3 protein-coding genes are annotated in these 14,774 nt (G+C 47.2%); all 3 read left to right on the top strand.

From position 1 onward, the window contains the following. Positions 1–16 precede the first annotated feature (16 nt). The 3 genes from JQX68_RS03785 to JQX68_RS03795 are packed head-to-tail and all read left to right on the top strand — an operon-like array spanning position 17 to position 14,773. Positions 17–2,686: a non-ribosomal peptide synthetase gene (locus JQX68_RS03785; RefSeq protein WP_205440534.1), complete on the top strand. Its 2,670-nt coding sequence runs from the start codon at positions 17–19 to the stop codon at positions 2,684–2,686. Next, positions 2,679–7,202, top strand: coding sequence for a type I polyketide synthase (locus JQX68_RS03790; protein ID WP_147773002.1), 4,524 nt, complete (start codon positions 2,679–2,681; stop codon positions 7,200–7,202). Before JQX68_RS03785 ends, JQX68_RS03790 begins: the two co-directional genes overlap by 8 nt. A gap of 17 nt (positions 7,203–7,219) precedes the next feature. Next, positions 7,220–14,773, top strand: coding sequence for a type I polyketide synthase (locus JQX68_RS03795; RefSeq protein ID WP_147773003.1), 7,554 nt, complete (start codon positions 7,220–7,222; stop codon positions 14,771–14,773). Position 14,774: the final 1 nt, after the last annotated feature.

Raw genomic sequence — 14,774 nt, forward strand, 5'->3', positions numbered from 1 at the left:
AAATAGGTGAATAACAATGAACCAAACCGATGTCTTTCAATTGAAAACCGCAGCTCTTGAAAAAGTGAAGGAGCGGCAATATTGGACTTCTGTATTAACTCAAATCCCGTCGGACTGCCGTTTTCCTTATGATTCACAGCTTCTTGATCAAAACGATGAAGAAGCTTCAATACCTTTTTCATTCCCGGCTCAGCTGGAAAAGGCCATCTTAAAGGCATCCGGAGCTTCAGATTTGCGTATATTTATGATTTTGATGACTGCGGCAGTCACATTGCTGCACAGGTACGATGGAAGAACGGATATCATGGCGTCGGCCCCTGTGTTGAGACAGCGGGAAACACAGCCGGTGATCAATGATCTTCTTCCGCTGCTGGTGAAAATCAATCCTTCTATGAGTTTCAGAGACTGTCTAGAGCATGTGAAACAAGCTTTTCAAGAAGTGTATGCCCATCAAAATTTTCCTGTGAAAATCCTATTGGATGAGCTTCATCCTTTGCATAAAAAAGGGGAGCCCCGCTTCGGCATTTCCCTTGCTGTGAATGATCTCCAGCAGCCGGTGTCATTGAAAGCGCTGGACACGAATCTATTTTTCTCCATTCAGTGTGATGAAGGGAGATTGACTGGAAAGCTGAGCTGGAATTTGAAGCATTACACATTCGATACTGCTGAACGGATAGCCGGCCATTTTTGCATGCTGGCAGATCAGGCTTTGTCGGCGCCTGAGACTCTGGTCTCTGAGCTGCAGTTACTTTCTCATGAGGAGAGAGAGAGAGTCATCACGACATTTAATCACACAAATCAACCATACCCGAAGGAAAAATCGATTGTCGATCTCTTCAAAGAACAGGCAGCTCTCAAACCTGATCAGCCTGCAATCGTGTATGAAGATGTCAGCTTCACATACGGTGAGGCTGATGAATTGTCAGATCGGATTGCTGCTTTTTTGACAAAAGAAGGCGTTTGTCATGAGGAGCCTGTGGGGCTGATGGTTCATCGCTCGGCAGAAATGGTTATCGGCATATTAGGCATTTTGAAAGCAGGTTGTCCTTATTTGCCGATAGATGTAAATATGCCGTCCGAACGGATGGATTATATGCTGACAAACAGCGGGTCGCGGTTTGTGATCACGAACAAGGGTCATGGCACTTCTGCTGAGAATCAAAAAAGCTTATGTATAGAGGAAATGATGAAATTTGAAGGGGCGGCGGAGCATGGGCGCCTGCCATCTCCTGAAAATCTCGCTTATGTGCTGTATACATCAGGGACAACAGGAAAACCGAAAGGCGTGATGGTGGAGCATCGTCAAGTCATCAATTTAGTATATGGCATAGACAGCCTTCATTTTCAGCCAATTTCACAAGAGCACCTCCGTATCGGCATGCTTGCTTCACATATTTTTGACGCATCCGTGCAAACGATATTTCCGGCAGTACTTCTTGGACACACCTTATATATTGCGCCAGATCATGCAAGGATGGATGGAAAGCAGTTGTGGTCTTTTTATGAGGAGAACCGCATTCATATTTCAGATGCGACACCCTCTCATTTGCGCCTCATGATCAAAGCCGCTGAGAAAGAGCCGCATCACGTTGACGAATTGAAGTTAATAATGGCTGGCGGCGAAATGCTGCCGCCCCAATTGGTTCAGCAATATTTACAAACGTTTCGTGCGGGTAAGCCGGTGATGACAAATAATTACGGTCCGACGGAATGCGCTGTGCAATCAGCGGCTTTTACCATACCTGATTCTTGGAATGAACCCGTCGTACCGATTGGCAGGCCGATGCCGAATGAACAGATTTATATTTTAGATCATTGCGGACAGCCTGTGCCCATCGGCGTATACGGAGAACTGTGCATTGCCGGAGACGGGGTGGCAAGAGGATATATCCGTCAGCCAGAGCTGACGGCAGAAAAATTTACAGAACCGCAGCATATTCCTGCCGGCAAGCTTTATCATACCGGTGACTTGGCGAGATGGCGTAGTGACGGCTTCATCGAATTTTTTGGCAGGTATGATGATCAAGTAAAAATAAGAGGATTCAGAATAGAGCTTGATGAGATTAGAAAAGCCTTGCTTGATTACCGGGAGCCGGGACAAATCGTTCATGATGCGGTGATTATTCCAGTTCAAAAGGAATCAGATGATCCGTTTCTTGTGGCGTATCTCATTTCCGATCAAAAACTGAAAGCTCGAAAAATGAGAGGGTTTTTAGGAGAAAAGCTGCCGGGTTATATGATTCCGAGACGATTCATCCGCGTGGATTCATTTCCAATGAACCTGTCAGGGAAGCTTGATCTCAAGGCACTCCCAGACCCCTTTGAAGAGCCTGAATCTGACGAGCAGGTCATAAAACCGCACAATGAAACTGAAAAAAAGCTGGTTTCCATTTTTGCCGGCATTCTGAATATACCTGAATCTGATATCAGCATGGAAGATAACTTCTTTGATATCGGCGGAAACTCATTTCATATCGTAGAACTATCGAACAAATTGAAAGAGCAGTTTGGACAAGAGCTGTCTGTTGTTCAGCTGTTTCAGTATACATCTGTATCGGCAATAGCTGCCCAGCTCAGCCGGCAAGCGGAGTCTGAGGGTTGTCAGGCAAATACAGAAAGTGAGGAAGAGGCAGCGGAAGATTTAGAAAATGTCGCACAACTGTTAGGCGGGATTTCTGATGAGTAAAACAACAGGCTTAGAAATAGCGGTTATCGGAATGGCTTGCCGTTTCCCCGGAGCCAAAAATATTGAAGAGTTTTGGGAGAACATGAAAACGGGCACGGAATCCATCACGTTTTTCTCAAAAGAAGAGCTTATGGAAGCCGGTGTGCCTAAAGAACAGCTCGATCATGAGAATTATGTCAGAGCCAAAGGAAAAGTAGACCGGCATGACCACTTTGACGCGGCGTTTTTCGGCTACTCACAGCGAGAAGCTGAGGTAATGGACCCGCAAGTGCGCATGTTTCATGAAGTCGCGTGGGAATCTCTTGAAAACGCCGGCTACAATCCCGAAACCTATTCACAGCCTATCGGCTTATTCGGCGCTGCGTCTGCGAATTTGTACTGGCAGGCAAGTTCAATGCTACTGAGAAATAGCAGTTCTTCTGAACAGTTTGCTGCTGTTCAGTTGACGGACAAGGATTTTATGAATACACAAGTTTCTTATAAATTAAATTTGAAAGGGCCGAGTATCGCGGTGGATACAGCCTGTTCATCTTCTCTGACGGCGGTGCATCTCGCGTCCAGAGCTTTGCTTACCGGCGACTGCAAAATGGCGCTGGCCGGAGGTGTAACGGTGACTTGCCCCCACAAAAAGGGCTATATGTATCAAGAAGGAATGATTATGTCGCCGGACGGCCGCTGCCGCGCATTTGACGCGGAAGCAAATGGGACAGTCGGGGGAGAGGGCTGCGGTGTTGTAGTGCTGAAAACCTTAAAGCAGGCGCTGAAGGATCAAGATCATATTTACGCTGTCATTAAAGGTTCCGCATATAACAATGACGGCAGCCGTAAAGTCGGTTACACTGCGCCAAGTATCGAAGGGCAGGCCGATGTCATTAGAAAAGCGCTGAACATCAGCCGTGTAGAGCCCGAAAGTATTTCTTATGTCGAAGCGCACGGCACGGGCACCTCGTTAGGAGACCCGGTTGAAATAGAGGCGCTAACACAAGCGTTTCAAACTGAAAAGAAGCAATACTGCGCAATCGGCTCTGTTAAAACAAATATCGGTCATTTGGATTCCGCCGCGGGTATTGCGGGGTTTATTAAAACGGCGCTGAGTCTCAAAGCGAGAACTCTGCCGCCAAGCCTTCATTACAAAAAGCCTAATCCTAAAATTGATTTTGAAAACACTCCTTTTTATGTCAGCACATCCGCAAAGCAATGGACAGTAGCTGACCGGGTGTTTCGAGCGGGCGTCAGTTCCTTTGGGATCGGCGGCACGAATGTTCATGTTGTGATGGAAGAGCCGCCGATGAAGGAAAGACGTCATCAAGAGGATCATGAAGACTGCCTTATGCTTATTTCTGCCCGTTCTGAAAAAGCGGCAAAGAAGGCCGCGGATCAGGTCAAGCGATTTATAAAAGAGAATGAAGAGGTGCCGCTCCAAGACGTTTCATACACACTGCAAGAGGGCCGCAGGCATTTTCAGTATCGTCAAGCGTTTACGGCTGGCCCTTTAGGGATAACAAGCGATATGGCAAGTACTTCAAAAGCGCTGGAGAAGCCGGCCGTTGTCTTTATGTTTTCCGGCCAAGGCTCTCAATACGTCAATATGGGGAAACAATTGTATGAACAAGAACCCATATTCCAGGAGGAGCTGCACCGCTGTTTTGACATTCTGCAAACTGAGGAAGGACTCAATATTAGAAGCATTATGCTTCCGAATAATGAGGCAGAAAGCGAGGAAGCTGAACAGCTTATCCATGAAACCTCGTATACGCAGCCTATTTTATTTTCTTTTGAATATGCGCTGGCGTCCTTCTTAATCAAAAAGGGGTTAAAACCGCAATACATGATTGGCCACAGCATAGGGGAATTAACGGCAGCCTGTCTGTCAGGCATTTGTTCATTGGAAGACGCTCTTCATATGGTTGTGATGAGAGGCCGATTGATGCAGGAAATGCCGGAGGGAGAAATGTTGAGCGTCAGACTGCCCGGCGTAGAGACAGAAATGGAATTGACAGAAGGGGTTGAGCTATCGGCTTCAAACAGCTCTGATTTATCGGTTGTATCAGGCCTTATGGAGCCAATCAATACTTTTGCCGCGCGCCTTCAGTCGAAAGGAGTGGCCATTCAGCACTTAAAAACGTCCCATGCGTTTCATTCAAGCATGATGAAGCCGGCAGCATCTCGTTTTGCTGATATTCTGCAAGAGATAGAATTCCAAGCACCAGACCTTCCGTTTATTTCAAATGTGACAGGCGATTGGATACAAGCAGAGCAGGCCGTAGATCCGAAATACTGGGCTTCGCAAATCACGGAAAAGGTTGATTTTCATTCAGGGCTGAGCACGCTTTTACAAATGAGTAATGTTGTATTTGTTGAGATCGGGCCAGGGAACACGTTGACGCAGTTTGTGAGAAAACATGAGGGTTTTATGGCGGAGCAACATGCTGCGGTTAATATCATCAGGCATCCAAAGGAAGTATCGTCTGATCGTGTCTATCTGTTAAACCGCATCGGCAGGCTTTGGACGCATGGTGTAAACATGAACTGGGAGGACTTTCGCCAGAGGGGCTCATATGAAAGGGTCCCGCTTCCGACTTATCCTTTTGAGCATCAAGTATTTCCCGATCCGCAACCAGCTCAGGGCGGCATGGAAGAAAAGATCAAAAACGAATTGAAATTAAACATTGCCTCCAGTGAAGAACAGCTTCCTTTTGATAAGTGGTTTTCCGTCCCGCATTGGGAACGAATGGAACCAGCCAATGAGACATTCACTCATCAAGGAAAAAGGATACTTGTCTTTGAAGAAAACAATGATGTCAGCCAATATCTTCTAAAACAGCAAGCGGAAACCGTGTCTGTCCTGCCGGGTGATTGCTTTGCGGAAATGGACAAAAACACGTTTACGGTAAACCATCGGGATACGGCCCACTTCCGGAAGCTGCTGGATGAACTGAATGCAAGGGGGTTTATCCCTGATGAAATCATCTGGATGCGGCTGCAAGACTGTGATTGTCGTGATGGAGATCTTGCAGAGCGCACAATAGCCGGTTATCTTCCCCTCCTTGATCTTGTCCGTTTACTTGGAACAGAGAGCAACAAAAGATTCAGCATGACCGTAGTGACCAATCAAGCTCACGATGTGACGGGAATGGAGGAGCTTCAGCCTCATCAGGCTGCGCTGACCGGAGTCTGTTTGACCATTCCGCAAGAGTATCAGCAGATCAGCTGTAAAGCTGTTGATCTTTGTCCGGACCCGCGGCACGGTCAATCAAACTGGCCTGAAATGATTTCTTATGAACTTAAAAAAGAGGATGATCAGCCTATTGTGGCTTATCGCGGAAACAGCAGATGGATTCGGCAGGCGAAGCAGCCGGGCAAGCAAGATGAGATTGATATGGCCGGCAATCTCAGGCATAAAGGAGTTTATATCATTACAGGCGGCCTTGGCGGGATCGGATTATCTCTTGCATCTCATTTAGCTGAAACAGTTCAAGCAAAGCTTGTGCTGCTAAGCCGGACAGGACTGCCCGATAAACTAAGAGCAAATGACGATGCGATCAAAAAACTCAAAGCTGTTGAAGAGCTCGAGAAGGCTGGAGCCGAGGTGTTGGTATTACAGGCGGATATTTCAGATGAGGCAGAGCTTCAAAAAGCCTTGCAAACGGCAGAATCTCGTTTTGGACAAGCCATTCATGGCGTTATTCATGCAGCGGGCATTCCTGATGGCAAAGTGATTCACGCAAGGACACCAGACGATGAGAGGCAGATGGCAAAAGCCAAAATAACAGGAACCGCTCTGTTAAGAAAAGCGCTTAAAAACAAACAGCCGGACTTCTTCTTCATTTGTTCCTCTCTTGTTTCATTTTTAGGAGCGGGGGGCCAAGTCGGCTACGCTGCATCAAACGCATTCTTGGACAGCTATGCTCACGCATGCCGAAAAGAAGGCGAAAACATGGTGTCGGTTAACTGGGACCGTTGGGAACAAGTAGGGATGGCATATGAATCAGAAACGGCAGCCATTCTTTCGAAGATAGCGGACAAGGGAGAGCAACAAGGAATCCTGCCGGCTCAAGGTGCGAAAGCATTTATGAGAGCTTTGCAGCTGTGTTACCCGCAAGTCCTAATTTCGCTGCAGGACGTAAACAAACGAATAAAAGACAGCTATGTGAAAGAGGACAGACAAACCGCTGCGCATGTGCTGACAAAAGACCGCTTGGATACACTTGAAGAAAGATTAATGAATATTTTTAAGGATTATTTTCATGCTGAGACAGATGTAAATATGAATTTCTTTGAATTAGGAGCCTCTTCACTTGATCTGCTTCAGGTGAGCGGGAGAATCAAAAACGAGCTCGGTGTGGATATCCCGGTTGTGATGATGTATGCCCACCCGACGGTTGCAGCATTAACCGAAGCCGTCAAAGCACAGCAAAGCGGTGATGACTTACACATAAAAGGAATAGAGCCAGATCGCCAAAAAGCCATAAATGAAGGGAAAAACCGGCGAAAACAGCGAATGAGACGAAAATAGATGGGAGGCTGATTTCCATGGCTGACGAGAAACAATGGACAGAAACAGGACTGGAAATAGCGGTCGTCGGTATGGCGGGCAAGTTTCCAGGCGCGGCAAATATTGATGAGTATTGGAGCAACATTTCAAAAGGAATAGAATCGGTCACTCAATTTACCGATGAAGAATTAAAAGAAGCCGGGGTTGATGAGACGCTGCTTGGTCAAGAGGCATATGTAAAAGCAAAGCCGATCATTGATGACGTTTCTGACTTCGACGCGGCGTTTTTCGGCTATTCACCGAGAGAAGCTGCCTTGATGGATCCGCAAATCAGACTCATGCATGAATGCACCTGGGAAGCGCTGGAGCATGCGGGCTGTGACGCTGAACGGTTTAACGGGCTGATCGGGCTGTATGCTGGTGCTTCCAGCAATTTGTCCTGGATGGGCCGTCATATGTCTTCTCTTCATAAGAATGAAGACGCATTTCAAATCATGCATTTAAATGATTCATCGTTTGCATCACGAATCGCTTATAAACTTAATTTGAAAGGGCCGAGTGTATCAGTTCAAACTGCTTGCTCGACTTCTCTTGTCGCGATACATATGGCGTGCCAGGGCTTAATTGGGGGAGAATGTGACCTTGCATTAGCCGGAGGTGTTACCCTGAGCCTGCCGCATATATCTGGGTACCTTTATCAGGAAGGAATGATCTATTCAGCAGATGGTCATTGCCGTCCGTTTGACGAAAAGGCGAACGGAACCATTTTTGGTGAAGGAGCCGGAGTGGTGGCGTTAAAGCGATTGAAAGACGCACAAGCTGACGGTGATGTGATTTATGCGGTCATCAAGGGATCTGCAATTAATAATGATGGAAACAATAAGGCAGGGTATACGGCTCCCAGTGCTGAAGGCCAGGCGAATGTCATTGCCACAGCTATGGAGATGGCGGAAACGGAACCGGAAACCATTGGTTATGTTGAGGCTCACGGGACGGGAACGCCTGTTGGAGATCCGATTGAAATTGAGGCGCTGACCCGTGCTTTCAATACAGATAAAAAAGCATATTGCCGCATTGGTTCTGTCAAAGCGAATATCGGGCATTTGGACGCCGCTTCAGGGGTAGCGGGATTTATAAAAACCGTTATGATGCTCCATCATAAAATGCTGCCTCCCGCTTTTCACTATCAAAAATCGAATCCGCGTATCAAGTTTGAGAACACGCCGTTTTTTGTCAATACAGAGCTGGCTGAATGGGAATCTCAGCAAGGACCGAGAAGAGCCGGCGTGAGCGCCTTTGGAATCGGCGGCGCGAATGCTCACGTTGTCCTTGAAGAGCCCCCATCTCATAATGATGAAATGCCAGTCGGCGGTCCTGAGCTTGTTGTTCTTTCTGCGAGAACAAGGCAGGAGCTTATCCGTTCAATGGGTCAATTGGCTGATTTTCTTCGCCGCAACCCTGAAGCACCGCTGCCAGCCATAGCCCGTACGCTACAGCTTGGCAGAAAGCAATTCCAGTACAGAATCTCCTTTGTAGCTTCACATCAAAAGGATCTGCTTGATCAGCTTTCTGATCATCGGAGTAAAAAACAAATCAGAGAATCGGCGGTTGTTCCAAGCAGCACCATGTTTGTATTTGCGGGAGACGTTCAAGAGGGCTTTGGCCGATATACGCAGCTGTACCGCACGGAAAGCCTGTTCAAAAAAGAAGTCGATGCTTGTCTTGAAAAGGTGCAAAATGCGTTTCAGCAGGATGTACTCAGCTTCTTTAAAGCATGTATTTCTGCTCCAGAAACGTACCAGGAAGAGGAAAACCTGGGATTGATCCATTTGTTGTCGTTCATCATGGAATACGCCGCAGTCCGTTTCTTACAGCACACCGGCATAACACCAGACCGCTTTATCGGGCGGGGGTTCGGGGAGTTTACGGCGGCCTGTGCGGCAGGAATGTTTTCCTTTGAAGAAGGGGCAACAGCTGCATATAAACGTGGAGAGTTAATCAGCATGTCGCCGGCAGGAAAAATGCTCGGTGTCAGCCTGTCAGAGCCGGATATCGTTCAATACTTAGAGAAATCATTATCCCTTGCGCTGATTGATGAGCGGTATTGTGCCGTCTCCGGTTTGCCGGAGGATGTGTATCAGCTGAAGGAGCGGCTTGAACAAGAAGGGATAGCTGCTGAGTTACTTGATGGGGATATTGCGTATCAATCGGATCTGCTGGCTGACGCAGCGCAAGAATTCATGCACTTCCTTGGCACGCTGGACATGAAGTCACCAGACATTCCAGTCGTTTCATCTGTCACTGGAAAAGTGATAACAGATGACGGAGCAGCGGATGCCAGTTATTGGGCCGGCCAAATCTGCAAGCCAATACGGTTTTTTGAACACATCTCGTCTTGTTTGCGGGAGGAACCTGCTATTTGCATAGACCTGCGTTTGAATCAGGGGGCATCAGTGTTTACAGAGCGCCAATCAATTGGCATGACAGGTGAACTCGGCACACAAGGACACACAGACGTTTTAAAGTTACATATATACGGAGCGTTGTGGAGTCTCGGGTCTGAGGTTGATTTCAGTATCCTGCATGAACCTCAGCTTAATAAAAGGTTAGCTCTGCCGACTTACCCTTTTACAAAGCAGCATTTACCGTTGCCTGACGGCTTGGCACCGGCTGAACTTGAAGAAGATGAGCCTCACCAGCCGGCAGAACCGCTTCGTGCAATGCCGTTATCTGCTATTGAAAAGACAGTCAGAGAAATTGTCATTAAGCATTTTGGATTCAATGAGCTTAACGATGATGCACCGTTTTTTGAGCTGGGGGCTACGTCGCTTGATATCTCTCAATTAGCGGCAAAAGTAACAGATCAGTTGAATTGGAAGGTGGAACCAGTTCTGCTTTATCAATTTGCCGCAGTTCGCAGCCTGGCGAAGCATCTTCATCAACAGGTTCAAACGAAGGCCGGGCAGCTGGAAATGACGCAGCATCAAAAGGTGTCGCAAAGCCGTCCGAACGGCCAGGAAACTGATATCGCGATTATCGGTATGGCAGGGCGTTTTCCTGGAGCCGGCAATTTGGATGAGTTTTGGAATAATCTTGTAAACGGCAAAGAATCTATCAGCTTCTTTACGGATGAAGAACTAAAAGCGTCAGGCATTGATGATCAGCTCTTGAAGCATCCTGATTATGTAAAAGCGAAGGGGATTATTAAGGACTCTGATATGTTTGATGCAGATTTTTTCCAATATTCCTCAAGAGAAGCGGAATTGATGGATCCGCAATTCAGGCTTTTACATGAATGTGCCTGGGAGGCCTTAGAAGATGCGGGCTGCGACCCGGAGCGGACAACAGGGAAAATCGGCGTCTACACTGGGACAAGTCCAAACCTCGAGTGGATTACACGTTTCGCAGGGAAATTGGATGGGACTGAACAGTTCAGCTCCATGCTGTTAAATGACAGAGAATTTTTCAGTACCCAGCTTGCTTATAAATTAAACCTGCACGGGCCAAGCATCACAATGCAAACAGCCTGCTCTACTTCTTTAGTCAACATTGGAGCGGCATGTCAAGCGCTGCAAAACGGAGCATGTGACGCGGCGCTTGCTGGAGGCGTAACTGTCAGCACCCCTTTAAGGTCAGGCTATGTTTATCAGGATGGCATGATTCAATCACCTGATGGGCATTGTCGTCCATTTGATGAGGACGCAGGCGGTACCGTTTTTGGCGATGGCGCGGGGATTGTCGTTTTAAAAAGATATGAGGACGCCGTTAAAGAACGGCACTCCATTTATGCGGTCATAAAAGGGGTCGGAATGAATAATGACGGAAGCCGAAAAGTCGGTTTTACCGCTCCGAGTGTAGAAGGCCAGGCCGAAGTGTTAAAACATGCATACGAAAATGCAGGGATTGATCCGAACACCGTAGGGTATATCGAAGCTCACGGAACCGGTACAAAAATGGGCGATCCAATCGAAATGGAAGCGCTGAACCAGGTTTTTAAAAGTGACAGGCCAATGTCAATTCCAATTGGGTCAGTGAAAAGCAATGTCGGACATTTAAACAGCGCTGCCGGGATTGCCGGACTCTTTAAGGCCGTTTTATCGCTAAAACATAAAACCATTTTGCCAAGCTTGAATTACACAACACCTAATCCGCATATTCATTTTGACCAGACGCCATTTTATGTCAATACCGAAGCGACATACTGGAAGGAATCCGCTGATCCAAGGCGGGCGGGTGTCAGCTCCTTCGGAATAGGCGGCACCAATGCGCACATTGTGCTGGAAGAAGAGCGGGAATCAGGCAGAGAAGCTGACGAGAGTCAGCGGCATTTGCTAGTTCTGTCAGCAAAAACAGACACAGCCTTAGAGCGGATGACAATTCGATTGAAGGAGTTTCTTCGAACGCAACCGAACGTTCCGTTAGAGGATGTGGCATACACCTTACAAGTCGGCAGAAAACAATTTTCATACCGAAAATCGGTCGTGCTGTCAAAATCAACGGAATGGGAAAGCGGTGCAGAGCTCACAGCCTATCAAAAACACAGCGGGCGCCCGACTGCTTTTATGTTCTCAGGGCAAGGCTCTCAGTATATCGATATGATGAAAGATTTATATGAAGCTGAACCGGTATTTCAGAGTGAAGCGGACCGCTGTTTTGCCTTCGTGCAGAGGTCACATCAAATTGATTTGAAGGCGATCGTCTTCCCCGAATCAAATGATGGGGCGAAGCTGACAGAGACCGCTGTTGTACAGCCGCTGCTGTTCATCTTTGAATACGCGCTCGCAAAGCTGCTGCAAAGTGCAGGCATCTCACCAGATTACATGATTGGGCACAGCATTGGTGAATACACTGCTGCATGCCTGTCAGGCGTGTTTTCATTAGAGGCGGCTTTAACGCTCGTAATGGAGCGGGGAAGGCTGATGCAGCAGCTGGAATCTGGGGCAATGATCAGTGTTCAGCTATCAGAGAAAGAGCTGGAGCCGCTGCTTACGGACAGTTTGTCACTTGCGGCTGTTAATGCTCATGACTTATGCGTAGTATCCGGAAAAAGCGAAGACATTGAGACGTTTGCGGTTCTCCTTGAAGAAAAGGGCATTGCAGGCAGCCGGCTGCATACTTCTCACGCCTTTCATTCTTATATGATGGAGCCCATTCTTGAGGAATTTGCCGCGATTGTAAAGCAACAGGATATGAACACCCCTCGGATTCCATTTGTTTCGAATGTAACGGGAACATGGATAACACCGGAACAAGCAGCAGACCCGGCTTATTGGTCTCAGCACTTAAGAGGCACAGTCCGCTTCCATGAAGGATTGGAACAGATTTTGAGTGATGACAACGTTCTGTTAATAGAAGTCGGGCCGGGCAGCACATTAAGCACATTTGCCAGAAGGCACAAGAAGAGATCTAGCCAGCATGACATTGTCAACCTCGTCAGACATGTTCAGGAACCAGCGCATGATCATTCCTATTTCTTAAAGAAATTAGGCCAGCTTTGGGTCTGCGGATGTGAAATTGACTGGAGGCAGTATGGCGGTGGTAAGCCTAAGCGTCTGATATCGCTTCCGCCTTATCCTTTTGAGAAAAAACGCTATTGGATAGAAGCGGCTGACAATGCGGCTGCTTTCACCGCAGTTGATGCCTGGAATAAAAAGAAACCGATGGATCAATGGTTCTATCTGCCGTCATGGGAAAGGAAAATCCAGTCCGCTGACAGCCGAAAGAAAGAGCAGCCAGCTGAAAGCGGAAAAACACTTGTTTTCCATGAAGGAACAGCCTTTGGAGATCGGCTTGTGCAAGCGATGCGCCGTCAAGGACATGAGACCGTAATTGTCACGAGAGACCGGCAATTCAAAAAAATAAACAGCGGATTGTATGTCATTAATCCATCTGATGGAACACATTATGAGCGTTTATTTTCTTCGCTTGCTTCAGACGGGCTTCTTCCAAACTGTGTGATGCATCTGTGGAGCGTTTCGGAGCAAGAGGAATCCTATAAAACGTTCAGCACGTACAGTGAAAACGGCTATTATAGTTTGATTTTTACTGCACAGGCGGCATCTAATCAAAAACAAATGAACGAATGTAACATGTTTGTGCTGACAAGCGGGATTCATGAGGTGACTGGAGAAGAACGAATCAATCCTGAAAAATCGACCATTTTGGGGCCGTTGAAAGTCATCCCGCAGGAATATAACCATTTGAAATGCTGGAACATCGACATTCCTCCTTTACCGGATACATTGACATGGAAAGAAGAGGAGTTGATTGACCAAATCATGATGGAAACTGATGCTGCGGGTGAGGATCAAATAATCGCATACCGAAACCGCCGCCGATGGGTGCAGATGTATCAGCCTGTTCAGTTAAATAAAGCGTCCGGCTTGCCGAATATGATCCGCCCGAAAGGGGTTTATCTTATTACGGGTGGGCTTGGCGGAATCGGATTTGTGTTATCAAAGCTGCTTGCACAAGAAGGAAACGTCCGTCTGATTCTGACAGGAAGAAGTGAACTTCCACAGCGCAGCCAGTGGGAAAGCTGGTGCGAGAAGCATGAGGACGATGATCCGACTTCGGTGAAAATCCTGAAAATAAAAGAATTGGAACGGTTAGGCGCAAAGGTGACAGCTCTTCAGGCAGATGCGGGAAGCCTGTCGGATATGCAGGTTGTTATGAGAAAAATTCATACTGAGTTTGGAGAGCTAAACGGTGTCTTTCACGCTGCCGGACTTCCGGGGAGCTCGTCTTTCAGGGCGATTACAGATATACCTGTAACGATTGAAGGCGGAGAAGACCAGTTCCAGTCTAAAGTCAGAGGATTGAAAGTGCTTGAATCTCTATTAGAAAACGAAAATATAGATTTTTGTTTCTTATTTTCATCGATTAGTGCTTTGCTCGGAGGTCTCGGTTTCTCAGCGTACTCCGCAGCGAATATTTATATGGATGCTTTTGCGGCGAGGGTGAATCAGCGCAGCAAGACGCCTTGGGTTTGCGTGAATTGGGATGCATGGAACTTCTGGGGCCAGCTTGAATCAACTATCGGAGAATCTATTGCTGAACTTGCCATTTTGCCTGAAGAAGGAGCAGCTCTATTTCAATATGTGCTGTCAGATATCAACAATCGCCATTTATTAGTTTCAACGGGTGATTTGGGACACAGAATGAAGCAATGGATATCCATGAATGCCGATAGCATAGCGGAAGAGGAGAAAAAGGCAGGCGCCTTACACACTAGGCCGGAATTGAATAATCCGTATGTCGCTCCCCGCAACAAAACAGAGCAGATCATATGCGGCATTTGGCAAGATTTCATGGGCCTGGAGCAAGTCGGCATACATGATAACTTTTTTGATTTGGGAGCCAGCTCGTTAGATATTGTACAAGTGACAAACCGTTTAAATAAAGAATTGGGAACCAATGAGGCTGTGGTGACTTTATTCACATACCCATCTGTAGCTGCTTTAGCGCAATTTATCAGTCCAGATCAAGAGGAAAGTGAAGAGGAGAAGGAAGAAATGGCGGCTGTATCCAAGGGCCGGAGAAAAACGCGGATACGTAATCAGCGAGATAAAAGATTGAGAGGCGGCGAATAGG

Origin of the sequence: Bacillus sp. LJBS06, assembly GCF_016924995.1 — a bacterium.
GTDB classification, from domain to species: Bacteria; Bacillota; Bacilli; order Bacillales; family Bacillaceae; genus Bacillus; species Bacillus stercoris.

What these genes read in the sequence shown, in the direction of transcription:
- JQX68_RS03785 (WP_205440534.1), top strand. Translation starts at nt 17, where the DNA reads ATGAACCAAACCGATGTCTTTCAATTGAAAACCGCAGCTCTTGAAAAA.
- JQX68_RS03790 (WP_147773002.1), top strand. Translation starts at nt 2,679, where the DNA reads ATGAGTAAAACAACAGGCTTAGAAATAGCGGTTATCGGAATGGCTTGC.
- JQX68_RS03795 (WP_147773003.1), top strand. Translation starts at nt 7,220, where the DNA reads ATGGCTGACGAGAAACAATGGACAGAAACAGGACTGGAAATAGCGGTC.